The following is a 23,365-nucleotide window of genomic DNA, read 5'->3' as shown; positions in this document are numbered from 1 at the left end:
GATTGAAATGAGTGACGCCTTGCACGACAAAATCCCAAGCTTTGGGAACAAGGGGCAGAAGACTGAGGCAGGGTTAGCCGGAGGCGCAGGCGCGCTCTTAGGCAACTCAAACCGCACCGCATTCGAAACTGCAATTATCGCGCTGGTCGCTGTTGTCATCATTGGCGGCGCGGAACTGCTGATACGCCTGTTTGAAGTTCCGCTCTACATTCTGCCACCGCCGAGCGCGATCGGATCGGCTTTGATTACGGAATGGCCATTCCTGTGGCCACATCTCGTCACCACTATTTGCGAGCTGCTCATTGGGTTTTCAATCGGGGCATCCATAGGGTTCATTCTCGCGGCGGTGATCACTCAGTTCCCGTTCGCTGAAAAGATCATCACGCCCTACATCTTGCTTCTGGTCACAACGCCCATGCTGGCGCTCGTCCCACTCTTGGTGCTGCGGTTCGGCTTTGGGTGGGAACCACGCATTATCGCTGTGGCGCTCGCATCTGGCCCCATGGTGATGATTAACTCGGCGACGGGTTTCCGTCGTGTCGACCTAGCGAAAATCGCACTGGCAAAGTCCTTCGGTGCATCGACCTTCCAAATCTTTACGAAGATCCGCATTCCGATGGCCATGCCGATGATCATGGTTGGCCTGATGATCGGCTCGATCTTTGGCCTCCTGACAACCGTCGGCGCCGAAATGGTCGGCGGCGCGGAAGGCCTCGGGAACCGTCTCAACTACTATTCGTCGATGATCCGCATGCCGCAGTTCTTCGCTGTGATCGTGCTTCTCGCGACCATCGGCATCAGCATCTACGTCATCTTCTTCCAGATCGGGAAGAAATGGACCAGCTGGGAGTCCTGATGGGCCCAGCGTGACAACCGAACACGGGCGTCAACCGGACATATGGGAGGAAATCTATGTCCAATCTGCTGACTACAACTACGTTAAACCGTCGCCGAATGCTTCAAATCTCCGCCGCAGGCGTTGCCTTGTCGGCGATCGGAATGAACACTCGCGCCTTCGCGCAAAGCGGTCCAGTCCGTTGGGTTTCGCCACGCGGCTCTTTGGAAGTCGTCGACGACTTCGCCTATTGGGTGGCAAAGCGCATGGGTTACTTCGGCGACCTCGACACGTCCGTTGAAGCTGGCCCGCCAGATGCAACAGCGGCAATCAAGTTGGTTGACCAGAACCAGTCCGATTTCGGTTACCCATCACCCGGCGTGCTTTCTCTGGGCCTAGAACAGGGCATGAAGCTCAAGTCCGTCTTCCACATCATGGCTGGCGACGTGTTCGACTTTGCGTTCCAAAAGGGCAAGGCCCCTGCCGACCTCAAGGGCATGGAAGGCATGACCATCGTTCTGGGTTCTGCTGGCTGGCAGTCTATCGCCGACCCAATGTTGGCGGCAGCCGGTGTCGACCTCTCCACGATCAAGTATGTGGAAGTGGCCGGTTGGGGACAGTCGCTCGCCCAAGGCCAGGCGGACGCAGCTCTGACTTGGGAAGGCTTGCGCGCCCAGTGGCGTGGACAAGGCTTCGACTTCGACTATCTGCTCGGCAAGAACGCTTCGGTTTTCCCTGCCAACAGCTTCGTTATTCGCGCGAAAGACCTCGACGACCCAGCGCTAGTCGAGACCTATACGAAGTATCTGCGTGGCTGGTCGATGGGCCTTGAGTTTGGCTGGTTGAACCCTGCCGCAGCGACCCAGATCGCAATGGATGAGTTCCCTGGTTTGGCAACTCAGATGGATCCTGCAACCGCCGTCGAGTCCCTTATGCAGCAGAGTGGCTTGATGCACGCTCACTGGGACAAGCGCGGCAAGTGGGGTCTCCACCTCGAGGACAGCTGGCAGTCGTATTTCGACGCCATCCACAAGATCGGTCAGATATCGCAGCCATTGAAGGCCGGTGATGTCGTGACCAATGCGTTGATCGACGGCGCTAATGACTTTGACCACGCCAAGGTCAAAGCCGATGCCGAAGGTTTTGAGCTGCGCGACGAGTACAAAGCCGTCGACATCGCAGCGATTGAAGCCACCCTCTGATCAAGCCTGAGGGCGGGGTCACTCCCCGCCCCTTCTAAACCGACGAGGCATCGCTGTGTTCGAATTTGACCATGTTGGCATCACAACAACCACAAAACAGCCGAAAGAAGACTGGGTCGAGCAATCGCGCTTGTGGGTGACAAACCCGCGCAATCACCCGGAACATATCGAGTTTCTGCGCTACGAGCCGGATAGCCCAACCCCAGAGATTGTCAAAAACAATCCTCATGTTGCCTATCGGATCGACGATATGGAGAAACGTCTCGCTGAGGCTGACGAAGTGCTGATCCCGCCTTTCGTCGTCGGGGACTTTCTTCAAGTCGCTTTCGTGCTCAAGCACGGAATGGTCTTTGAATATATGCGTTACCTCAAGGACGGCTGGTTCGGACAATGAGCTACAAAGCCATTCTGACCTATGCTTGGGATTTTGCGGACCACGGTGTCACCGAGTCCATCTCTGCGTTCAAAAATATGGGTCTCAACACGATCTCGATCGCAGGCACCTACCACGCTGGGAAGTTTCTGCGACCAGAGGGCAAATCGGGAAAGGTCTATTTCCCTGAAGACGGAACTGCTTACTTCCGCCACGACGATGATTGCTATAGTGAGATTAAGCCTCTGCCTAACTCCCTTTTGGCCGAGCGAGACATTCTTCAAGAGCTTTGTGACGACGGCAGACTGGACATCAACGTCTGGATGGTGCTGCTGCACAATACGACCTTGGGCATGAAGCACCCGAATGCAGTGGTCCGGAACGCCTTCGGCGACCGCTATTTCTACAATCTCTGCCCAAGCGCCCCAGAGGCCCGAGCCTATGCCGTTGGCCTTTGCGTCGATGTGACAGAAAACTACTCTGTTACCGGTCTCTCCCTCGAGGCGCCCGGCTTTACGCCCTATGCCCATGGCTATCACCACGAGATGAGCTTCGTGCGTCAGGATCCTATGTTTGAGGGTCTGATGGGCCTGTGCTTTTGCGATCACTGCGTGAGCGCTGCGTCCAAACAGGGTTTTGATGCGCACCGCTTAAAAGCCTATGTCGCAAACCGCATCGATAGCTTTTTGCAGAGCGACGTCGATATTCCCGACGATATGGGCCGAGCCTTCTGGTTGGCGGAAATCGCAACCAATAAAGATCTTCGCACCTATCTCGATTTTCGCGCCGGCCAGGTCACCAGCCTTATCGCGGAGATACGCGAGGCGGTTCGGCAGGACGTCGATGTTGCCATCATCCCATCTGTCGCTCGCCCCACGGGTGGGGCGTGGTACGAAGGGACCGATCTCAAGGCCATTGGCGAAACGACAGGCATTATCGAAGCGTGCTTTTACGAGCCCAATGCTGCTCGGATAGCCACTGACCTGTTCGACCTGAAACATAGAGTTCCAACGAACACGACGATCCGCGGCATTCTTCGCCCGAGCTATCCGGACATTGAAAGCAAAGCGGAATTCCTTTCGGCCGTCGATATTCTGGTTGCCGGTGGAGTGACCGACATCGCCTTTTACAATTGGGGCCACCAGCGCCGCCGCAACCTTGAGTGGATCGGCGAAGCTTTGGCGCGGGTTCCGTGATGGCTGAGTTTTCGAACAAAACTGTCGTGATCACTGGAGCGGCTGGCGGGATAGGCCTTTGCCTTGCCCACTGGTTCGGGGCCCGAGGTGCCGAGGTTGTGGGGATCGACAAATCCATAACCTCGGGCGGCGCCATGAGTTCACTCGAGGATGCCGGAGCGAAAGCCCGCTTTCTGCGGCTCGACATTGGCGATGCAGAGGCTGTGGAGACGGCCTTCAGCGAAATCCCGCAGGTCGACGTGCTGATCAACAATGCGGGCTATTCCAATCATCACGTTTTACGGCTCACAAACCCAGAGAGCTGGATCGAAGAGATCAACGGAAATCTCAACGGCGCTTTCTTTTGCGCCCACGCCGCGGCAGAGCGGATGAAGCGGCAGAAGTCCGGCGTTATTATCAACGTTGCCTCGGTCAACGGCCAAAGTGCTCTCGGCGACCCGGCGTATTCCGCCGCCAAGGCGGGCATGATCTCGATGACCCGGACGCTTGCGCAGGAGTTGGGCAAGTTCGGCATCCGCTCCAACTGCGTCATGCCAGGGACAGTTCGCACGCCTCTGTGGCGGGAACGAGCGCAAAAGGACCCTGATGTCCTCAAGACCCTAGAGCGTTGGTATCCCTTGGGACGGATTGTCGAACCCGAAGAGGTCGCTTCTGTGGTGGGCTTTTTGGCGTCGGATGCAGCGAGCGCCGTTTCAGGTGCCGTCATCCCGGTCGATTGCGGCCTCAGTTCAGGAAATATCGTGATGACCCGCGAGCTTACGCTCGAGGATCTTTGAGGGGAGAAGAACAATGTCACAATTACGAATTGGCATCATTGGGCTGGGCTGGTTTGGGGAGATCCACGCCGAAACGATCATGGGCATCCCCAACCTAAAGCTCGACGCGCTCTGCACGCGCACGCCGGATCGATTGGCTGAACTGGGCAAAAAGTTTGGCGTTAGCAAGCTCTACGCTGACTACAACGACATGCTCGCCGACCCAGACATCGACGCGGTCTCAATCTGCACGATGTGGGACCAACATACCGAACCTGCAATCGCGGCACTCAAGGCTGGCAAGCACGTCTTCCTGGAAAAGCCGATCGCTTCAAACGTCGAAGACGCACAGAAAATCGCGGAAGCGTCCAAAACGTCCAAGGGCATTTTGTTCATTGGCCACGTGGTTCGGTTCAATCCACGCTATCGTATGGCCAAGCGAGCGATCGATGAGGGGCGCATTGGTAAGATCATTGCCCTTTCCTCACGCCGCAATATTCCGGCCTCCTGGACGCCGACAATCTTGCAGAAAATCGGTCCCATCGTTGGCGATGCGATCCATGACACAGACATCATGCTTTGGCTGACGGGCGACAAGATCGTCTCCGCCTATGCCCAAACGACCTCGCTGCGCAATCTCAAGCACCCAGATATCGGCCAGACGATGTTCCGCTTTGCAGGCGGCGCGACGGCAACACTGGAAACCGTGTGGTGCATGCCGGAAAAGACTCCCTTCGACATCGACGAGCGCATGTCGATTATCGGCACGGAAGGCATCATCCATATTCAGGATACCTTCCCCAATCTGGCGATAGTCGATAACAACAAATTGCACAGCCCGGACACGACCTATTGGCCGATGTTCGACGGCGTTCGAGGAGGAGCGCTGCGAGACGAGTTCGACTACTTCACTCGGAAAGCGCTTGCTGGCGAACAACCTGATGTTGGTCGACCAGAGGACGCCGCCGGTGCATTGCAAGCCTGTCTGGCGGCCGAGGAGTCCGCCCGAACAGGAACTATTATTCATATTCGTTGAGGAGGCTAACCATGAGCGCTTTGCGTGTTCTGGTTGTAGGATTAGGCAATATGGGCATGAGCCATGCTCTCGCCTACACGCGTATTGATGGCTTTGAGGTGGCTGGCGTTTGCACGCGACATATTGAAAGCCTGTCACTCCCTGACGCGCTGTCAGGTGCGGCACGCTACAATGATTTTGAGACCGCGCTGGCGGAACTCAAACCAGATGTTGTTTCGATCAACACCCTGCCCGACACCCATGCTCCTTATGCCATCAAAGCCATGCAGGCCGGTGCCCATGTCTTTGTCGAAAAGCCGATGGCGCTCACCGTGGCTGACGCAGAAAAGGTGGTCGAGGTCGCACGACAGACCGGCAAGAAACTCGTCATCGGTTATATTCTCCGCCAGCACCCGAGTTGGACGAAGTTCATTGAAATCGCGCGCGAATTGGGCACGCCGCTGGTTTTCCGCATGAACCTCAACCAACAGTCGAATGGCGAAACCTGGTCATGGCACAAGCGGCTCATGGACAGCTTCCCGCCCATCGTTGACTGCGGCGTGCACTATGTTGACGTCATGTGTCAGATGACCGACGCCAAGCCGGTGAAAGTTCACGCCATTGGCGCTCGTCTGACCGACGAAGTGGCCAAGCAAAACTACGGCATGCTGCAGGTGCAGTTCGATGATGGGTCCGTTGGCTGGTACGAAGCTGGCTGGGGCCCGATGGTCAGCGAGACTGCATTCTTTGTGAAAGACGTGTTCGGGCCAAAGGGTTCGGTCTCCATCGTCATGGCAGAGAATGCGTCGGGCGTGAAATCGGACGACATCAACGCCCACACTAAGACCAACCAAATCCTGCGCCACTATGCCGACATGACCCGCCCAGACGAGCGGATCGACATGACCGATGAACCAGATCACGATGACCTGTGTGAACGCGAGCAGCGTTATCTGCTCAAGGCCATCACCGAAGATTTGGACTTGAGCGCGCATATGAACGACGGGGTGAATAGCCTGCGCATCGTTCTGGCTGCAGATGAGTCAATCCATACTGGCGAAGTCGTACGCCTCTAAACACTAAAGGCCCGGGTCAACCGGGCCTCCTCGTTTTGGGAAGAGAAAATTGAACAACATTGATCTTAACGGCCAAGTCGCCGTGATCACCGGCGGGGCGCAAGGGCTCGGCTTTGCCATGGCCCAACGCATTCTGGCCTCTGGCGCTAAGGTGAGCCTGTGGGACCGCGATGCGGCGCTTCTCGACAAGGCAGTCGCAGCGCTCGGCGCTGGCGCGTCGAGTAAGGTCGTCGACATCACTGACCTTGCGGGCCTGATGAAGGTTCATGCGGAAGTCGAAAGCGAAGTCGGTCCCGTTTCGATCCTCGTCAATTCCGCAGGCATTGCCGGAAACAACGCACCATTGGAGGACTATGATCCCGATGAATGGCGGCGGGTGGTCGAGATCAACCTCAATGGCACCTTCTACGTCAACAAGGTCGTCATACCCTCGATGAAAGCGCGGAATTACGGGCGTATCGTCAACATTTCCTCCGTCGCCGGAAAGGAAGGCAACCCCAATCTGTCCGCCTATTCTGCGGCCAAGGCAGGGGTCATTGGCTTGACCAAGTCACTCGGCAAGGAACTGGCGAAGTACGACATTGCAGTGAACTGCATTACCCCTGCGACAGCCAAAACCCGCATCCTCGAAACGCTGACCGAGGAGTTTATCAACTACATGCTGGTGCGTATTCCGCGTGGGCGGTTCCTTGAAGTCGATGAAGCGGCCGCCATGGTCGCTTGGCTCGTTTCGAAGGACAATAGCTTTACGACGGCGTCGGTGTTCGACCTCTCCGGTGGTCGCTGCACCTATTAGAAGTCGCGTCCTAAACGCGCTTGTACCATTTGCCGTGGACTGATCACCTCAGCCACGGCATCCCGTCAGCGGCCATCACACGTATTGATCATGCAACGCGGCCATACGCACCCTTGGCGGGTGGCGCGAGATTTGGTATTCGCGGCGAACATCATTTCAATCAAGCCGACTGGAATCCACCCGTGAGTACAATTCTTAAAAACCTGCCCAAGGGTGAGAAAGTTGGTATCGCTTTCTCCGGTGGTCTGGACACCAGCGCTGCCCTGCTTTGGATGAAGCAAAAGGGCGCGAAGGTTTACGCCTATACAGCGAACCTCGGCCAGCCAGACGAAGCCGACTATGACGAGATTCCGCGCAAGGCCATGGAATTTGGCGCCGAGGAAGCACGCCTCGTTGATTGCCGTACCCAGCTCGTTCACGAAGGCATCGCGGCCATTCAGGCTAACGCGTTCCACGTTTCGACCGGCGGCGTTACCTATTTCAACACCACCCCGCTTGGCCGCGCCGTAACCGGCACCATGCTGGTGTCGGCGATGAAGGAAGATGGCGTCAACATCTGGGGCGACGGCTCGACCTTCAAGGGCAACGACATTGAGCGTTTCTATCGCTATGGCCTGCTGACCAACCCGAACCTGCGCATCTACAAGCCTTGGCTGGATCAGCAATTCATCGACGAGCTCGGCGGTCGCGCTGAAATGTCGGCGTTCATGACATCCAGCGGCTTTGCTTACAAGATGAGCGCCGAGAAGGCCTATTCGACCGACAGCAATCTGCTGGGCGCCACCCACGAAGCCAAGGATCTCGAAAGCCTCGATAGCGGCATCAAGATCGTTAGCCCGATCATGGGCGTGCCGTTCTGGAAGGACGAAGAGCCCGTCAAGGCCGAGAAGGTTGTGGTCCGCTTCGTTGAAGGCCAGCCTGTTGCGCTTAATGGTCAGACCTTTACCGATCCAGTCGCCCTCTTCTACGAAGCCAATGCCATCGGTGGCCGTCACGGCCTCGGCATGAGCGACCAGATCGAAAACCGCATCATCGAAGCCAAGAGCCGCGGCATCTACGAAGCACCAGGCATGGCGCTGCTGCACATTGCTTACGAACGCCTCGTCACCGGTATTCACAACGAAGACACCATTGAGCAGTATCGCATCAATGGGCTGCGTCTCGGTCGCCTGCTCTATCAGGGCCGTTGGTTTGACTCGCAGGCCCTCATGCTGCGCGAAACCGCTCAGCGCTGGGTTGCACAGGCGATTACTGGTGAAGTGACGCTCGAACTGCGTCGTGGCAACGACTATTCGATCCTCAACACCGAGAGCCCGAACCTGACCTATGCTCCAGAACGCCTGAGCATGGAAAAGGTCGAAGACGCGCCGTTCTCACCTGCGGACCGTATCGGTCAGTTGACCATGCGCAATCTCGACATCGTCGACACCCGCGCCAAGCTGGACCTCTACTCTAAGACTGGCCTGCTGTCGTCGCGCGAAGGCGACAAGATGTTCCGCCTCGAGAACGACAACGACTGAGACCTCGTCTCTGACTAAATGACTTTAACGGTGCCCGGCAACACACTGGGCACCGTCACCATTCGGCTCCGCCAAAGAGTGCGTCGAGCGCCCCCTTCCCCTTCACATTGAAGACTTCATCACGACGGAGACTGACAAGGTCGGTCGCGTGAGCCCATTGAGTTGGCTGGAAATAGGTATGGGGAATGAGCAGAATTCCTGAAAGCATGTATGGCAGAGCCGAGCGCTGCTGATACGATGCCTTAGGGATCGCGCTGTGGCCAGGCCGCGGCGCGGGAGGAACGAGACGCATGAGCGAACATACTGAAGATGGCGAGCAGAAGCTGCCATTGGCCCAACTGAAATCAGATACAAGTTCTGGCGGAGCGCAAGCTATACACCGCGCGCTGCATATCGTCCGAGTCCTATCGGCAGGACCGCGTAACGGTATGAAACTGATCGATATTGCTGAGGCTACTGGCCTGTCGCACCCGACGGCCTATCGCATTTTGCGCGCCTTAGAAGAGCAAGGGCTGGTGGAGCGCAGCGCAGATTCTCGGCGCTATGTGATTGGTGTCGAGATGGTGTGGCTCGGGCTACGTGCCGCGCAACGCTTCCCGCTTCTCTCGCTTGTCGCGCCAGCACTAAGCACCATCGCCAATGGGGTCGGCGATACCGTCATCATGAGTGTGCGCAGTGGCATCTATTCCGTTTGTGTCGAGCGTCGGAATGGCAAGCTGCCAATCCGTGTTACGTCTGCCGCTGTGGGGGCGAGAATGCCCTTACAAGCCACCCCCGCGGGCCTAACAATGCTCGCTTATATGCCGGACCGTCTGGTTGAACCCATTATCGCGGCCGCGGACGCGGACGAGCAAAATGGGCTCCGCCATCAAATCGCTTCGGTGCGGGAGCGAGGCCATTTGGTGAGCGAAGGGCTGACCGTCCGCGATACGCGCGCGATCACAGCGCCCGTAAGAGATATGGCGGGCAATGCCATCGCCGCGATTAGCGTGATCGGGACGCGGTCGCGCCTCGACGATGGCCGCCTTCCTCACATTATTGACGCGCTGAATGCCGGGTCTCGTGAGGCCTCTGAGGCGATCTGGCGGAATGCGGCCATGCAAGCTCGCGATAGGAGCTAAGTCATTGAAAAGACGAAGGATGCGACCACCAAGATGGCCGCATCCTTAAGTGCGCTTCGCTGTTTTGGTAGCGCTACCCGTGACCACCCGTGAACGATGGCAACCACAGCACAAGAGCTGGGAACGCGATCAGGATAAGGACACGGACCGTGTCAGCCGCGATAAAGGCATACATGCCGCGCCACAATGCGCTCAGAGGCACATTTGGCAAGACGGAACGCAGCACGAAGACGTTCAGCCCAACCGGTGGCGAGATCAAGCTCAGCTCAACCAAGATGACGGTGATCACACCCCACCAGATAAGGTCGAAGCCCAGTTCCTGAACCACCGGCACAATGACTGGCACGGTCAGCAGGATCATCGCGTAGCCGTCCATAAGCGTGCCCAGCACTATATAGAAGACCACGAGACCGAGGATAACTTGCCAAGGCTCAAGATTGAGCGACTGGATGAAATTCACCGTATCGCCGGAGATTCCGGAGATATTGATGAACTGGTTCAACACCATAGCACCGGCAGCCACGAGGAAGATCATGGTCGAGATTTTAGCGGTATCCGCTAGAGCATCGACAAAGCTGGCCCAGTTGAGCTTCCGGCGCGCCAAGGCGAAGATCAGTGCGCCACCGGCACCAATGCCACCGGCCTCGGTTGGCGAGAACCAGCCTGCCATCAGACCGCCCATGATGAGCAGGAACAGAGCCGCGATACCCCAAACCTTGCTGAGAGCGCGCATTCTTTCCTTCCAGCTCACGCGGGTGTCGGCTGGAGCCCAAGATGGCACGATATAGGCGAACAGCAGCATAACGACGAGATAGAAGGCAAGCTGCAGCAAGCCCGGGATCAGCGACGCGATGTAAAGCTTGGTGATGCTTTCTTCGGTCACGAGGCCATAAACGATTAGTGCACCCGATGGCGGGATGAGCAGCGTACCGCCCGCAGCAACAGCACCTGCCGCAAGGCCAGTGTTGTACTTGGCCTTGATCATCGCCGGGATCGAGATATGCCCCATGGTTGCGGCACCGGCAGTTGACGATGTCGAGATGGCCGAGAAGCCACCACAAGCAACAATCGTGGCCATGCCCAAGCCACCACGATAGTGACCAAGCCAAGCTCTTGCTGCGTCGAACATTTCGTCGGCGAGCCCTGCCTTGACCACGAAAATGCCCATAAGAATGAACAGCGGCAGAACCGAGAAGTTATAGTTGAGGGCCAAATCCATGATCTGCTGTTCGGCGACGGCAAGGCCAGCGCCCACACCGCGTGGGTGCATGGCAGCGATACCCGCTGCACCGCAGAACATCATAATAAAGCCGAGCGGAATTCGCGTGAACACCATGAGCCCAAGCAGGCTGCCGATCACGAGAATTTCGATAATCAGGGAATCCCCCACGTCAAATCTCCTCACCGGGCTGCAGGTGCCTGACCGGTGCTTCACCGATCGTGCGCCAACGACCCAAATTCAATATTGCAAACCACACCCCAACCAGTGTCATGACAGCGCCGAGGAAAACCCAAGGCCCCATGGGGAAGTGGAAGAAGGACGAAACCGTGCCGAAGCGGTTCAAACGGCTGGCTTGGTCAAAAATCATCCATGACAGACCCGCCATTGCGATCACCTCGACGACAAGGGTGATGCGCCCTTCGATCTTAGCTGCCAGCGGCTTGTACAGCTCGGCCATCAGACCAACACGGATCTGGGAGTCGTCGCGAACAACGAGCCCGATCGACGCGAAGAAGAAGAGCATTAGGGCGAGCTTGACGAACTCGTAGGCGCCCAGAATGGGCATGTGCAATTGGCGTCCACCAGCGTCAACGAAGGCGATCAGAGCCATGAAAACGATGGCACTGCCTGACACCACTTTCAGCAGGATGATCAGCCAGTGATTGATCTTGTCAATCATAACGGTATTTCCTTAGAGACCAGGCCCTTTCGCGCGTTTGCAACGTGAAATGGTCTGGAATGGACACAACGCTTGGGGCTTGTGCCGGGGGGCAGCCCCTCAGGTTTAAGGCCTGAGGAGCCGAGTGGAGTACGTGATGCTTATTCGCCTGCTTCACGCTTTAGGACGCTCTGGTAGAAGTCGATTGCCGCCTGTGGGTCAGCAAGGCCAGCAGCCTCAGCGCGCTGGAACCACAGCGATTCCTGCTGGTCGAGAACTTCGTGGAACGCAGCAAGTGCCTCGCCTTCAACTTCCGTCGTCGGGACGTTGGCATAGGCTGGAGCGGTTTCGATTTCTTCGACGTCATTGGCCTGACCAAGACGACGTGGCAGGCCTTCGGCGGTAGCCAAAATGATTTCCTGCTGCGCCGGGGTCATCTCGTTCCAACGCTCTTCGGCGATGATGACCGCGAAGGAGCCGGTACCGATACCGCCAGGGATCTTGGTGAGATGGGTTACGCTTGGACGGACGCCGGCGCCATCAGCAGAGCCTGGCGTGATAAACAGCACGTCCAAGTTACCGCGTTCGACGTTTTCCTGCAGTTCTGGGTAGGCTGTATCCATTGGCACGCCGCCAAAGGCCTGGGCGATCACGGCCAAGGTTGCCGATGTGGCCCAAGTGCGAGCGCCGCGCATGCCCTCTGGGGTATCTGGAACAAATTCACTAACGGACAGGATCTGGCGACCCGGCAGAACGTGGGTCGAGAGGACCTTGACGCCGTCCCATTCACCAACGCCTTCGAAGAACTTTTGGTAGGTTTCCCAAAGGGCTACGGAGCCTGCTTCGGAGGTCGGCGCAAAGCCTGGCAGTTCACCAATGCCGTTGAGCACAACGTGCTGGGTGACCGCGCTCACGTCGATCAGGGCCATATCAACGATACCATCACGGACGGCTTCGTACTGGCGGTCCACTGGCGCAAGCTGCGCATCTGGGATGGTGACCTTGATTTCGCCGCCGGAGGCTTCGTTGATGGCTGCTGCAAAATCGCGAATGCCGACCTGATAGGTCTCATTGAACGGCGGCAGCGTGTTGTTGTAAATCAGCTCGATCGCCTGACCAAAAGCCACGGCTGGGGTCAGACTGAAGATGGATGCAAGAGCGATCTTGCGAATGTATAACATGGTACTTCCTCCCGTTAGTGCCTGTCAGATTTATAAAAAACACAGACCGGCAATTTGAATAGTGTTAATTGGCCGCGTCCACCGCAATCGGCGCGCGACCAAAATTTCACAATGCGGAATTGGTGTTTTCTCGCTTAGGCCTTTTCGGCGACGACAGGGTTTTCGATCGTGCCAAGTCCTTCAATCTCAAGGCGCATAACATCGCCTGGTTGAAGGAAAATTCCCTTTGGAGCGCCAATGCCGGACGGCGTGCCGGTGGCGATGATGTCGCCCGGCTCAAGGGTCATGACTTGGGTGAGATAAGCGATCTGATCCCAGATGTTGTAGATCATGTCGTTGGTGCGATGGTTCTGGCGTAACTCGTTGTTAATCCAGAGTTTCATCTCAAGGTTGAGCGGATCTTCGATTTCATCATCGGTGGTGACCCACGGGCCGATTGGGCCATGGGTGTCCCAGGATTTGCCGAGGGTGAAGGTCGGGGATTTCGGCAGCCAATCGCGGGCGGAAACGTCGTTGGAGACCATGTAACCAGCGACGACGGAACGTGCGTCTTCGCGCTTAACCTGATGACATTTCTTGCCAATTACGACTGCGAGTTCGATTTCGTAATCGCATTTCTCGACGGCGTTCCACTTCACCACCGGGGCGAAGGGACCGTTGATGCAGGAGACCTGCTTGTTGAACCACATCTGGCTGGTGGGAATGGTGATCCCCGCAGCGCGGGCTTCCTCGGCATGTTCCTTATAATTCATGCCGATAGCGAGGTATTTTTGTGGATCGTTGATGGGCGCTTCAAGCGTCACATCAGAGAGTTTGAGGATGGGCGTTTTGATGGCATCTAGCTGGCCTTTAAGGGCCTCCAGATTGGCAATCACGTGGCGCATCGAGGCATTCACACCCAGAAGTGCCGAGAGGTCGATGATGGTATCACCTTCGACCCGACCGATGCGGACCCCGTCGACCGACCCTTGTGAGAAGCGAGCGAGTTTCATGTTTATTCCTTGCTAATGAGCTGTGCGGGGAGCGGGGCTATTTGCCCTGCGGTCCGGCGCGAAATGGCGTGAGTTGTGAAAGCACGATCTGCCAGCCCTTCGGCCCGCGGCGCAGAATTTGGGTCGCAAAGCCTTCGAGCGTGACCGGTTCTCTGGTGTCGGGCTTGGTGACGCCATTGATGGTCGAGCCGGTGACGATGGCGATGTCGCCTTCGACGCGAATGTCGAGGGGCCCGCGCTCAATGGAGCGGAAGCCGCCCATGCGATTAAGGTGAGCCATGAACTCGGGCTTGGTGTGGACCTGACCCGAGGAATGGACATGAACGAGATCGTCAGCGAGGAGCCATTCGAGCGCGCCTTGATCGTTTTTCACGAGCGCGTGCTGGCGCGCTTCTTCGGTTTCGAGGACGTCGGCCAGGTCTTTTTCGAGCGTGTTCATTAGATCAACCCGTCGTAAGAGCCGCCGTCGAGCTGCAGGTTCTGACCAGAAATAAAGCTGGCCTGAGCGCTGCAGAGATAGGCGCAGGCATCGCCAAACTCTTCGGGGCGACCAAAGCGCTTGGCAGCGATTTCGGAGACCGAGCGGGCGCGCGCTTCTTCCCTGGTGATGCCATGCATCTTGGAGAGCTTTTCGGCCATGAACTCCTGACGCGGCGTATCGATACGCTCGGGCAGGATGTTGTTGATGGTGACGTTGTCGACCACAACTTCACGGCTGATGGCTTTGGAAATGGCGGTGAGGCCTGCGCGGGCTGAGGTGGAGAGGCCCATCATGTAGTGGGGCGACTTCACCATGGCGGAGGTGATGTTGATGATGCGGCCAAACTTGCGCTCGCGCATGCCCGGCACATAGGCGCGGATGAGTTGCACAGCGGGGAGCATGTTGGCGTTGATGGCGCCGAGGATGGCCTCTTCGGACCAATCGGCCAAAGCGCCAGGCGCGGGGCCAGCGTTGTTATTGACCAGAATATCGACCTGCGGCAGGGCAGATAGGATCGCGGCCCGGCCTTCAGTGGTGGTGAGGTCGGCGGTGATAAAATCAACCACAGCACCCGGCACTTCGGCGCGGAGCTTTTCAGCTGCGGCGGCAAGTTTTTCGGCGTTGCGACCATTGAGAGTAACGGCCACACCTTCACGCGCGAGCGAGGTGGCGCAGGCAAAGCCTAACCCCTGCGAAGACGCACAAACCAGGGCCTTACGCCCAGCAATACCAAGATCCATTGTGCTATCCTTAGTGGGCGAAAAGATCGGCGAGGAAGGCGCTCATAGCCGACCACGACCGACGGTCTGCGATGGCATTGTAAGCGGCGAAGGGTGGGCGGGGACCGCGATCCGGCTCGGTAAACCCGTGCTTGGTGTTGGCGTAGACATTGGTTTCCCAATTGAGGCCGACAGCACTCATCCCGGCTTCAATGCGCGCAAGATCACCTGCAGAGGCGAGCGGATCTTGAGAGCCGGTCAGGATGAGAACGCGGGCATCTGAACCGGCTTTGGTGAAATCATCGCCGACATTGTCGAGACCGCCGTGGAAGCTCACTGCGCCAGCAATTGGCGCTCCTGAGCGCACGAATTCGATGGATGACGAGCCACCAAAGCAATAGCCCATGACAGCGATACGCTTGGCATCGACATTGCCCGAAGCGATCAGCGCCTGACGCGCAGCTTCGATACGCCCCATCCACATGTCGGGATTGGCATTAAACGCGCCCAGCATGGGGCCGATTTCGGCCGGATTGGTGATCTGCTTGCGCTCACCCCAAAGATCGATGGCGAGAACCGCATAGCCTAAAGCGGCGACACGTTCGGCGCAGCCGAGAACCTGTTCACCGAGGCCATGAGCGGCGTGAATGACCAATACGCCCGGCACATCCCCTGCCCCAACAGGGCCAAAGCGGCGGCCAATCATGCGTGTGCCATCAAAACTATATTCGAGATCGCTGGCGATCGTCTGGGCCATACGAACCCCTCCCATGCGGTAAGCCGTATTTTAGAAACGACTTTTTCCGTGAGGGCGGCTTGCTCGCAACTTGCGCTTGGGGCTTTGTTCACATTGCGAAAACAAAGCCACCAACGACACAAAAAAGGGCGACCCGAAGGCCGCCCTGTGGAATTTTTATAAGCCTATCAGGCGGCTATCGACCGCTTGACGAGCGACTGAGAAATCTCGGCCGCGGCTTGCTTGAGGATAGGCACGATGGAGGGAATACGCCCCTCTGGCAGACGGTGGATCGGCGCAATGACGCTGAGCGCGGCCACAGGGTTTCCGGCCATATTCAGCACGGGAACCGAGAGGGCGCGGCGATCTTTGGCGGTGACACTATCGGCCCAGAGATAGCCAGCATTGCGCGCTTCCCGAACACTGGCGCTGACGGTTTCGGCAGTCATGCGATAGGGTTCGTAGCGGGCGCTGTTTTGGGCGAGAACCGCCTCGATCTTGCGATCCCCCATAAAGGCCATCATGGCGCGACCGGCAACGCTGATGCCGAGCGGGCGACGCGCACCAACGGCAAGAGTGGTCACCTGCACCGGATAAGAGCCGGTGCGACGGTCGGCATAGACCGAGTCATTGATGCTGGGAACGGCAAGAAACACGGTATCCTTGATGGAGGCCGAAAGCCCATCGAGAACAGGAGCGGCGACCGAGGTGATCGGGAAGCGCTCATTGGCGGCAAGGCCAAGCCAAGCGGCTTCGGTGCCAACGGTGTAGCGGCGCGAACCTTGAACGCGCTCGACAACGCCTTCTTCTTCGAGGGCTTTGAGAATGCGATGCGCCGTGGGGTGCGAAAGATCGAGCATCGAAGCGATGTCGACCAGCTTGAGCCCCTCGCGCGGGCTAGACGCCAAAAGACGCATGACGCCAATGGAGCGGTGAATGCACTGCGTACCGGATTCATCCCGACGTGCGCGGGGCTTGGTAACGGTCTCCTCAGACATAGTCGCCTCCCTGTTATGCTGCTGATGCAGCGTTTTTTTTCGTTACGTCTTCAGCTTCGTCTAAATAGCGTGCGCCATAAGTGATCAGCGTCTGAGCGGTTCTGTTCAGGTGCTCGGTGAGCGCGGCGCAGGCGCCGTCGGCGTCACGCGCCAGACAGAGTTCGATCAATTGGCGGTGTTCGGCATCGACATCGCGGCCACCCCGACGATGGGGTTGGATCATCCGACGATAGCGCTCAGCTTGCGTAAACAATTGCGAACGCAACCGCAGCCACCACACGGAATCACAAGCGGAAATCAGATCGTCGTGGAATTTCTGGTGGAGACGCGACCATTCGATATTGGGCTCGCCGCCGATGAGGGGCGTGGTGCGAGACAGCTGATGCCATGTGCCCAGCATCTGACCTTCCCACTCCAAAGTGCCCAGCTCAATCGACCGGCGCAGGCAGCGGGTTTCAATGTCGGTTCTGACAGCGGTGAGGTCGAGCATGTCGGCCACCGACACCTTGGCGACGAGAAACCCCTTTTGCGGTTGCGAGGTGACCAAATGATCGGAAGTGAGACGCGAGAGCGCTTCGCGAACCGCGCCGATGTTTACCCCAAAGCGCGCGGCCAACTGGTCAATCGCCAGCTTTTGGCCAGGCGTATGCATGCCGTCGAGCAGCTCGGTTTTGAGGGTTTCATAAACAGCAGCGGTTTTGCTTTGCGCCATAGGCAGTCTCCATTGGGTCTATTTGTTCCTCTAAAATGGGATCAGATGCAAGCAAAACTATTTTGCATAAAAAATCGATTTTGTATAAGACCATCGATTAGATGCAGAGATTGGGAGGAAAACCATGGCGAGCAACAACTTCCGCGACTACATGCTGGCGCTGGATACGCCTCGAATTGCCAATGCGCACGGGCTGGACCCGTTCGTTTACGCACAGCCGATTCTGAAAACGGAACGCGCGATTGCGCTCAATGCCGAATGGCAGAGCCGCTACAACCAGCCGTTCAAAGGCGTGACATCCGACGGCACGGTCATTGAAGATTTGTTTGCGCTGGAAGATCAGGGGTTCGATCCGGCCCCTGCTGTGGCGGCTATGGAAAAGATGCTGGCAGCGCTATCGCCCGAGCATCAGGTCGGAATTGCGCACAAGAGCGACGATGACAAATGGCGCGGCTGGTATAATCCGGAAATCCCATTCAACGACCATGGGGTCCGGCTTGAATATATGCCGGAGGCGGCGCGCGATGCTTTCCTAGAGCTGCTTAAGGCCTGCACGAGTGAAGTAGGCTTTACCAAGGTGCAGAACCTGCTCTCGGCCAATCGCTATCTGGGCGAGATTTATGACCTGCTCAACATCATGAACGAGTGGAGCTTCCACTTCCTGATGTTTGGCACGCCGTCGCTTACCGCGCCTTGGGGCTGGAATATTTATGGCCACCACGTTGCCTTCAACTGTCTGATCGTGGGCAATCAGATGGTGATTTCACCGACGTTCATGGGCGTTGAGCCCAATGTGATCGATCGCGGCAATGGCAATTGCTTTGCGCTGTTCACCGAAGAAGAGCGGCAGGGCCTAGCGCTGATGCAATCGCTGAGCGCCGAGCAGAAGCAGCGCGCGACGATTTTTGAGCTGATGGAAGACCCAAAGATGGGGCCGGATCGGTTCAACTTCGCCGACCAACGCCACCTTGGCGGGGCGTTTCAGGACAACCGCGTGATCCCCTATGAGGGGGTGAGGGCCAGTGAGTTCTCAGCAGAACAACAGGCCGCACTGCTCAAGCTGATCGAGACCTTTATTGAGCATGTTCCGGATGCGGCGCGTCAGGCGCAGATGGCACTGATTGCCAGGCATTTGGATGAAACCTATTGGAGCTGGATCGGCGGACACGGGGACGAAGACCCGTTCTATTTCCGTATCCAGAGCCCGGTGATCATGCTGGAATTTGACCATCACTCCGGCATGTGGCTGACCAATGAACAGCCAGCCAAGTTCCATATCCACCACATCACCCGTATTCCGAACGGGAATGATTATGGACGGGCGCTGCTGCGGGCTTGGGAAGCGAAACAGGGGTAGTCGTTTTGGGGGGATTTTATCCCCCACCCTTAATCCCTCCCCTCAAGGGGGAGGGAGACGAAGGAGCGCTGGGCTGGTGACGAATTTTTGTCGTCACGAGGAGAGTTCTGTTGGGGGGATTTACCCCCACCCTTAGTCCCTCCCCTCAAAGGGGAGGGAGACGAAGGAACGAGGGGCTGGTGAGAAATGCTCAGGCAGGGCTGACTTTTCGGGTATATTCGGTTGCGAGCTCTCGTCATCACTGGGCTTGTCCCGGTGATCCAGTGCGGCGCTAAGTTTGACTGGATTGTCGGGACAAGCCCGGCAATGACGGTGGGGGAAGTAGTCATTTCAACAAAGAAAAAGGCCTCCCGTTGGAGGCCTTTTGCATTTGGAGTGCTCGCCTTAGCCGTAAGGGTCTTTGGAGCCTGCGGAGACGATGGGCGCTCCGGCTTTGAACTCGCTGAGCAGCTTTGAGGCGGCGGTCGAGAACAGGGTGACGTCATTGCCGATGGCAACGAATGTAGCGCCGAGTTCGAGATAGCGGCGGGCGAGAGCCTGATCGCCGATGAGAATGCCCGCTGGCTTGCCGAGTTTCACGAGGCGCAGAATTGCGGCTTCGACCACGGCTTGCACTTCCGGCGCGCCGGATTTGCCTAAAAAGCCCATGTCAGCGGCGAGATCAGACGGGCCGATGAAAACGCCATCGACGCCGTCGACAGCCGCGATTTCATCGAGCGCGGCGATGCCCTTTTGGCTTTCGAGCTGGACGAGAAGGCAGACCTGATCATTGGCAGTCTGCAGATAATCGGGGATGCGATTGAAATTGGATGCGCGGGCCAAGGCCGCGCCAACGCCACGCACGCCAAAGGGTGGGTAGCGCATGGCGCGGGCCAGTTCAGCGGTCTGGGCAGCGCTCTCGACCATGGGCAGGAGCAGGGTCTGCGCGCCAATATCGAGAAGCTGCTTGATGACCCAGGTTTCCCCGATCGGTGGGCGAATAATGGCGTGGCTGGGCGATGCGCTCAGAGCCTGCAATTGCGCCATAAGAACCGGCAGATCGTTGGGCGCGTGCTCGGCATCCAAGAGCAACCAATCATAGCCAGCACCGCCGAGGATTTCGGTGGTGTAGGGATTGGCGAGAGCGGCCCAGAGGCCGATCTGCGGATTGCCTAAGCGGATGTTCTGCTTAAATTTATTGATGGGTGCTGGCATGGCGCGCCTTATTTGAAGTGGCAGCTGACGGTGCCAAATGGACCGTAATCGCTGGTGATGGTGTCGCCGTGGCGCGCTTCGACGGGGCGAATGAAGGAGCCTGCGAGCACGATCTCGCCGGCGGAAATTCTGTCGCCATATTGGTGCAGGCGATTGGCCAGCCAGGCGATGCCGCGCGCGGGGTGATTGAGAACCCCTGCCCCAAGGCCGGTTTCTTCGACCTCGGCATTGCGCGAGACAATCGCACCCATCCAGCGCATATCGACCTCATTGGGACGCATGGCGCGGCCGCCGAGAACGATGCCCGCGTTGGCGGCATTGTCGGAAATGGTATCGACAATGGTACGGGTTTTCTTGGTCTGCGGATCGACGCGCAGAATGCGGGTGTCGAGGATTTCGAGCGCCGGGGTAATGTAATCGGTGGCGTTGAGAACGTCGAAGGTCGAGACATTGGGGCCGGACAAATCGGACTTCATGATGAAGGCGATTTCGGCTTCGATGCGCGGCTGGATGAAACGATCTGGCGGGATGGTCGCGCCGTCTTCAAAGAGCATATCGTCGAACAGCACGCCGGAATCCGGGATGTCGATGTTCAGCGCGTATTGCATGGCCTTTGAGGTGAGGCCGATCTTCCAGCCAATCACCTTGCGGCCAGCGGCGATCTTTTGCTTCACCCATTCGGCCTGGACGGCATAGGCGTCGTCCATGGTCATGTCGGGGTATTTTAGGGACAAAAGGCCGATCTGCTGGCGGGACTTTTCGGCCCCATCAAGCGACTGAGCGGCGTCGATGACGTCTGCCGTGTTCATCATGGAAATACCTCATCGGCAACTGTGTTGCGGAGCAGGCCGATGCCTTCGGCTTCGACCTCGATAGTGTCGCCGGGCTTGAGCCAGATCGGGGGATCAAAGCGTGCGCCGGCGCCAGTGGGCGTGCCGCAGACGATGATGTCGCCGGGTACGAGTGTGGTGAAGGTCGAGATGTAGGCGATGATCTTGCGGAAGGTGAAGATCATGCGGCTGGTGCGATCTTCCTGACGGAGTTCGCCATTGACCTTGGTGGTCAGGCGAACGTCTGCAAGCTGGTCGGCGTTCTCGAAGGGGACAAGCCATGGGCCGATAGCGCCGGAATTGTCAAAGTTCTTGCCTTGGGTGACGTTGAACTTGGCGTGGCGGACCCAATCGCGCAGCGTACCTTCGTTGCAAAGGGTTAGTGCGGCGATGTGATCGTAAGCGTCTGCCTCAGCGATACGGCGGCCCGCTTTGCCAATGATGATAGCGATTTCGCCTTCGTAATCGAGCTGAACACTTTCGGGCGGGCGGATGAGCGGCTGGCCGTGCCCCGTAAAGCTGCGCGGGAAGCGGATGAACAGCGACGGGTTGGGCTTACTGTCCTGCCCATCTTTGTACTCTTCGTTGCGATCTGGGAAATTGACGCCGACGCAGATGATCTTTTCCGGATCGGCGAGCGGGATGGAATAGGTGATCGCGTCGAGCGCGTGGTCGACAGGCGTATCGGCATATTGGGTTGCGAGGGAGGACAGAGCTCCCGCCTCGACAACGGCTTTGAGCGAAGCATAGCGCTGGTCACGACGACCAATATCGACGACACCGTCATCTCTGACGAGGCCGAAAGACGCCCCCTCTGGTGTTACAAAGCTGGCAAATTTCGGCCTCATCGGGTCCCCCCTGGGAAGTATAGGCTTAGGCGATGCCGCCCAAGCAGACGTATTTAATCTCAACAAAGTCATCGATGCCGTAGCGCGAGCCTTCGCGGCCAAGGCCGGATGCCTTAACCCCGCCAAAGGGCGCTTCGGCGGTGGAGACAAGGCCGGTGTTAACCCCGACCATGCCGTATTCGAGCGCTTCAGCGACGCGGAAGACGCGCGAGAGATCGCGGGCGTAGAAATAGGACGCCAGACCAAACTCGGTGTCATTGGCCTGATGGATGACATCGGCCTCGTCGGTGAAGCGGAAGATCGGGGCCAGTGGTCCAAAAGTTTCTTCGCGGGCAACGGCCATGTCCTGCGTCACATCGGCGATGACGGTGGGTTCATAGAAGGTGCCGCCAAGCTTATGGGCCTTGCCGCCCTGGAGGAGGCGAGCGCCCTTGCTGACCGCGTCAGAGACGTGTTCATCGACCTTGGCCATGGCTTTTTCGTCAATCAGCGGGCCAAGATTGACGCCTTCGTCAAAGCCATTGCCGACCTTGAGACCACCCACCGCCTTGGCGAGCTTTTCGGCGAATTCTTCGTAGACACCATCCTGCACATAGATGCGGTTGGCGCAGACGCAGGTTTGTCCGTTGTTACGGAATTTAGCGATCAATGCGCCTTCGATGGCGGCGTCCACATCAGCATCGTCAAAGACGATGAAGGGAGCATTGCCGCCCAGCTCGAGGCCGAGCTTTTTAATCGTCGGGGCGCTTTGCTTATAGAGTTCAGCGCCGACTTCGGTGGAGCCGGTGAAGGTGAGCTTGCGCACGATGGGGCTGGCGGTGAGTTCGCCGCCAATTTCGCGCGAGGAGCCGGTGATGACCGAGAATAGGCCAGATGGCAGCCCTGCCCGCTCAGCCAAAACGGCGAGTGCAATGGCGGAGAATGGGGTTTGGGCTGCGGGCTTGAGCACCATAGCGCAGCCAGCGGCCAATGCCGGACCCGCCTTGCGGGTGATCATGGCATTGGGGAAATTCCATGGGGTAATGGCAGCGACCACGCCGATAGGCTGCTTCATCACCATGATGCGCGCATCGGGACGGTGGCCGGGAATGAGATCGCCATAGACGCGGCGCGCCTCTTCGGCGAACCATTCAATAAAGCTTGCGCCATAGGTGATTTCGCCAATGGCTTCAGCAAGCGGCTTGCCCTGCTCCATGGTCAGGATCGCCCCGAGATCTTCCTTATTGGCGATCATCAGGTCGAACCACTTGCGCAATATGTTCGAGCGGTCTTTGGCGGTGCGTGCGGCCCAAGCCTTCTGCGCCTTTTCGGCGGCAAGAATAGCCTCGCGCGTTTCGGCAACGCCCAGCTTTGGCGTGTAGCCAATGATTTCCCCGGTGGCGGGGTTATTTACCGGAGAGCCGTTTTCGGCTGTGCCTTCAATCCAACGGTCGCCAACAAGGGCAGCCTGACGGAAAAGGCTCGGATCTTTCAGGGTCATATCCCGCTCCTTTGGGAGGTGTTTCGTGTTTCCAAAGGAAAACATAACGCCGACGCCCGCCCAAAAGC

Annotated in this window: 24 protein-coding genes; 11 read left to right on the top strand and 13 right to left on the bottom strand. The window is 57.8% G+C overall.

The window, feature by feature from the left end; all coding sequences use genetic code 11:
* Positions 1-7 precede the first annotated feature (7 nt).
* The 10 genes from H4N61_RS05620 (at position 8) to H4N61_RS05575 (ending at position 9,889) form a co-directional block, all read left to right on the top strand.
* A complete protein-coding gene (locus H4N61_RS05620) occupies positions 8-856 on the top strand; it encodes an ABC transporter permease (RefSeq protein ID WP_169196304.1) in 849 nt (282 codons plus the stop codon).
* Between the two features lie 143 nt (positions 857-999).
* Positions 1,000-2,037, top strand: coding sequence for an ABC transporter substrate-binding protein (locus tag H4N61_RS05615; protein WP_248306567.1), 1,038 nt, complete (start codon positions 1,000-1,002; stop codon positions 2,035-2,037).
* Between the two features lie 55 nt (positions 2,038-2,092).
* On the top strand, positions 2,093-2,431 hold the full coding sequence (locus tag H4N61_RS05610; RefSeq protein ID WP_169196302.1) for a hypothetical protein: 339 nt from the start codon (positions 2,093-2,095) through the stop codon (positions 2,429-2,431).
* Positions 2,428-3,606, top strand: a complete 1,179-nt coding sequence (locus tag H4N61_RS05605; protein ID WP_182395350.1) for a hypothetical protein — start codon at positions 2,428-2,430, stop codon at positions 3,604-3,606. The genes H4N61_RS05610 and H4N61_RS05605 overlap by 4 nt, the downstream gene beginning before the upstream one ends.
* Entirely contained in the window at positions 3,606-4,382 is a 777-nt protein-coding gene (locus H4N61_RS05600; protein ID WP_169196300.1) for an SDR family oxidoreductase, read from the top strand. Before H4N61_RS05605 ends, H4N61_RS05600 begins: the two co-directional genes overlap by 1 nt.
* A 13-nt stretch (positions 4,383-4,395) precedes the next feature.
* Positions 4,396-5,397, top strand: a complete 1,002-nt coding sequence (locus tag H4N61_RS05595; RefSeq protein ID WP_169196299.1) for a Gfo/Idh/MocA family oxidoreductase — start codon at positions 4,396-4,398, stop codon at positions 5,395-5,397.
* Positions 5,398-5,408: 11 nt separating this feature from the next.
* A complete protein-coding gene (locus H4N61_RS05590; protein WP_169196298.1) occupies positions 5,409-6,452 on the top strand; it encodes a Gfo/Idh/MocA family oxidoreductase in 1,044 nt (347 codons plus the stop codon).
* Between the two features lie 49 nt (positions 6,453-6,501).
* Positions 6,502-7,248: an SDR family NAD(P)-dependent oxidoreductase gene (locus tag H4N61_RS05585; protein ID WP_169196297.1), complete on the top strand. Its 747-nt coding sequence runs from the start codon at positions 6,502-6,504 to the stop codon at positions 7,246-7,248.
* Between the two features lie 182 nt (positions 7,249-7,430).
* Entirely contained in the window at positions 7,431-8,768 is a 1,338-nt protein-coding gene (argG, locus tag H4N61_RS05580) for an argininosuccinate synthase (protein ID WP_169196296.1), read from the top strand.
* Positions 8,769-9,058: 290 nt separating this feature from the next.
* Complete coding sequence (locus H4N61_RS05575; RefSeq protein ID WP_169196295.1) at positions 9,059-9,889, top strand: IclR family transcriptional regulator; 831 nt, start codon at positions 9,059-9,061, stop codon at positions 9,887-9,889.
* Between the two features lie 73 nt (positions 9,890-9,962).
* Here the strand turns inward: H4N61_RS05575 and H4N61_RS05570 are convergent, their stop codons facing one another.
* From H4N61_RS05570 to H4N61_RS05530, 9 genes are all read right to left on the bottom strand, one after another.
* Positions 9,963-11,279 (bottom strand): TRAP transporter large permease, encoded by a 1,317-nt coding sequence (locus H4N61_RS05570; RefSeq protein ID WP_169196294.1) that lies wholly within the window; start codon positions 11,277-11,279, stop codon positions 9,963-9,965.
* Position 11,280: 1 nt separating this feature from the next.
* On the bottom strand, positions 11,281-11,790 hold the full coding sequence (locus H4N61_RS05565; RefSeq protein ID WP_169196293.1) for a TRAP transporter small permease subunit: 510 nt from the start codon (positions 11,788-11,790) through the stop codon (positions 11,281-11,283).
* A 140-nt stretch (positions 11,791-11,930) separates the two neighbouring features.
* Positions 11,931-12,950 carry a hypothetical protein gene (locus tag H4N61_RS05560; protein ID WP_169196292.1) on the bottom strand — a complete coding sequence of 340 codons (1,020 nt, stop codon included), beginning with the start codon at positions 12,948-12,950 and terminating at the stop codon, positions 11,931-11,933.
* Between the two features lie 134 nt (positions 12,951-13,084).
* The gene (locus H4N61_RS05555) at positions 13,085-13,942 is read right to left on the bottom strand and encodes a fumarylacetoacetate hydrolase family protein (protein ID WP_182395348.1); all 858 of its coding nucleotides are present in this window, start codon (positions 13,940-13,942) and stop codon (positions 13,085-13,087) included.
* Between the two features lie 37 nt (positions 13,943-13,979).
* On the bottom strand, positions 13,980-14,381 hold the full coding sequence (locus H4N61_RS05550) for a nuclear transport factor 2 family protein (protein WP_169196290.1): 402 nt from the start codon (positions 14,379-14,381) through the stop codon (positions 13,980-13,982).
* Entirely contained in the window at positions 14,381-15,163 is a 783-nt protein-coding gene (locus tag H4N61_RS05545; protein ID WP_182395346.1) for an SDR family oxidoreductase, read from the bottom strand. The genes H4N61_RS05550 and H4N61_RS05545 overlap by 1 nt, the downstream gene beginning before the upstream one ends.
* Before the next feature lie 10 nt (positions 15,164-15,173).
* The gene (locus H4N61_RS05540; RefSeq protein ID WP_169196288.1) at positions 15,174-15,899 is read right to left on the bottom strand and encodes a dienelactone hydrolase family protein; all 726 of its coding nucleotides are present in this window, start codon (positions 15,897-15,899) and stop codon (positions 15,174-15,176) included.
* A 167-nt stretch (positions 15,900-16,066) separates the two neighbouring features.
* Positions 16,067-16,876 (bottom strand): IclR family transcriptional regulator, encoded by an 810-nt coding sequence (locus tag H4N61_RS05535; protein WP_169196287.1) that lies wholly within the window; start codon positions 16,874-16,876, stop codon positions 16,067-16,069.
* A 13-nt stretch (positions 16,877-16,889) separates the two neighbouring features.
* Positions 16,890-17,588 carry an FCD domain-containing protein gene (locus tag H4N61_RS05530; protein ID WP_169196286.1) on the bottom strand — a complete coding sequence of 233 codons (699 nt, stop codon included), beginning with the start codon at positions 17,586-17,588 and terminating at the stop codon, positions 16,890-16,892.
* A gap of 124 nt (positions 17,589-17,712) precedes the next feature.
* On the opposite strand from H4N61_RS05530, the gene H4N61_RS05525 reads away from it, so the two are divergent.
* The gene (locus H4N61_RS05525) at positions 17,713-18,945 is read left to right on the top strand and encodes a DUF3500 domain-containing protein (RefSeq protein WP_182395344.1); all 1,233 of its coding nucleotides are present in this window, start codon (positions 17,713-17,715) and stop codon (positions 18,943-18,945) included.
* A 384-nt stretch (positions 18,946-19,329) separates the two neighbouring features.
* Here H4N61_RS05525 and hpaI read toward each other — a convergent pair whose 3' ends face one another.
* Genes hpaI through gabD form a run of 4 tightly spaced genes read right to left on the bottom strand, consistent with a single transcriptional unit; the run spans position 19,330 to position 23,297 of the window.
* On the bottom strand, positions 19,330-20,139 hold the full coding sequence (gene hpaI / locus H4N61_RS05520; protein WP_182395342.1) for a 4-hydroxy-2-oxoheptanedioate aldolase: 810 nt from the start codon (positions 20,137-20,139) through the stop codon (positions 19,330-19,332).
* Positions 20,140-20,147: 8 nt separating this feature from the next.
* Positions 20,148-20,948 carry a 2-oxo-hept-4-ene-1,7-dioate hydratase gene (gene hpaH / locus H4N61_RS05515; protein WP_182395950.1) on the bottom strand — a complete coding sequence of 267 codons (801 nt, stop codon included), beginning with the start codon at positions 20,946-20,948 and terminating at the stop codon, positions 20,148-20,150.
* Positions 20,948-21,817 (bottom strand): fumarylacetoacetate hydrolase family protein, encoded by an 870-nt coding sequence (locus H4N61_RS05510; protein WP_169196282.1) that lies wholly within the window; start codon positions 21,815-21,817, stop codon positions 20,948-20,950. Before H4N61_RS05510 ends, hpaH begins: the two co-directional genes overlap by 1 nt.
* Before the next feature lie 25 nt (positions 21,818-21,842).
* Positions 21,843-23,297 carry an NADP-dependent succinate-semialdehyde dehydrogenase gene (gene gabD, locus H4N61_RS05505; RefSeq protein ID WP_182395340.1) on the bottom strand — a complete coding sequence of 485 codons (1,455 nt, stop codon included), beginning with the start codon at positions 23,295-23,297 and terminating at the stop codon, positions 21,843-21,845.
* Positions 23,298-23,365: the final 68 nt, after the last annotated feature.

This window comes from Devosia sp. MC521, from assembly GCF_014127105.1.
Taxonomy (GTDB): Bacteria; Pseudomonadota; Alphaproteobacteria; order Rhizobiales; family Devosiaceae; genus Devosia.
Note: the sequence above shows the minus strand (reverse complement) of the source record. Positions and strands in the feature narration are given on the sequence as shown.

Excerpts from the sequence above, each read along its gene's own strand:
- H4N61_RS05620 (WP_169196304.1), top strand. The coding sequence starts at position 8 with ATGAGTGACGCCTTGCACGACAAAATCCCAAGCTTTGGGAACAAGGGG.
- H4N61_RS05615 (WP_248306567.1), top strand. The coding sequence starts at position 1,000 with ATGAACACTCGCGCCTTCGCGCAAAGCGGTCCAGTCCGTTGGGTTTCG.
- H4N61_RS05605 (WP_182395350.1), top strand. The coding sequence starts at position 2,428 with ATGAGCTACAAAGCCATTCTGACCTATGCTTGGGATTTTGCGGACCAC.
- H4N61_RS05600 (WP_169196300.1), top strand. The coding sequence starts at position 3,606 with ATGGCTGAGTTTTCGAACAAAACTGTCGTGATCACTGGAGCGGCTGGC.
- H4N61_RS05595 (WP_169196299.1), top strand. The coding sequence starts at position 4,396 with ATGTCACAATTACGAATTGGCATCATTGGGCTGGGCTGGTTTGGGGAG.
- H4N61_RS05590 (WP_169196298.1), top strand. The coding sequence starts at position 5,409 with ATGAGCGCTTTGCGTGTTCTGGTTGTAGGATTAGGCAATATGGGCATG.
- H4N61_RS05575 (WP_169196295.1), top strand. The coding sequence starts at position 9,059 with ATGAGCGAACATACTGAAGATGGCGAGCAGAAGCTGCCATTGGCCCAA.
- H4N61_RS05565 (WP_169196293.1), bottom strand. The coding sequence starts at position 11,790 with ATGATTGACAAGATCAATCACTGGCTGATCATCCTGCTGAAAGTGGTG.
- H4N61_RS05560 (WP_169196292.1), bottom strand. The coding sequence starts at position 12,950 with ATGTTATACATTCGCAAGATCGCTCTTGCATCCATCTTCAGTCTGACC.
- H4N61_RS05555 (WP_182395348.1), bottom strand. The coding sequence starts at position 13,942 with ATGAAACTCGCTCGCTTCTCACAAGGGTCGGTCGACGGGGTCCGCATC.
- H4N61_RS05550 (WP_169196290.1), bottom strand. The coding sequence starts at position 14,381 with ATGAACACGCTCGAAAAAGACCTGGCCGACGTCCTCGAAACCGAAGAA.
- H4N61_RS05545 (WP_182395346.1), bottom strand. The coding sequence starts at position 15,163 with ATGGATCTTGGTATTGCTGGGCGTAAGGCCCTGGTTTGTGCGTCTTCG.
- H4N61_RS05540 (WP_169196288.1), bottom strand. The coding sequence starts at position 15,899 with ATGGCCCAGACGATCGCCAGCGATCTCGAATATAGTTTTGATGGCACA.
- H4N61_RS05535 (WP_169196287.1), bottom strand. The coding sequence starts at position 16,876 with ATGTCTGAGGAGACCGTTACCAAGCCCCGCGCACGTCGGGATGAATCC.
- H4N61_RS05530 (WP_169196286.1), bottom strand. The coding sequence starts at position 17,588 with ATGGCGCAAAGCAAAACCGCTGCTGTTTATGAAACCCTCAAAACCGAG.
- H4N61_RS05525 (WP_182395344.1), top strand. The coding sequence starts at position 17,713 with ATGGCGAGCAACAACTTCCGCGACTACATGCTGGCGCTGGATACGCCT.
- hpaI (WP_182395342.1), bottom strand. The coding sequence starts at position 20,139 with ATGCCAGCACCCATCAATAAATTTAAGCAGAACATCCGCTTAGGCAAT.
- hpaH (WP_182395950.1), bottom strand. The coding sequence starts at position 20,948 with ATGAACACGGCAGACGTCATCGACGCCGCTCAGTCGCTTGATGGGGCC.
- H4N61_RS05510 (WP_169196282.1), bottom strand. The coding sequence starts at position 21,817 with ATGAGGCCGAAATTTGCCAGCTTTGTAACACCAGAGGGGGCGTCTTTC.
- gabD (WP_182395340.1), bottom strand. The coding sequence starts at position 23,297 with ATGACCCTGAAAGATCCGAGCCTTTTCCGTCAGGCTGCCCTTGTTGGC.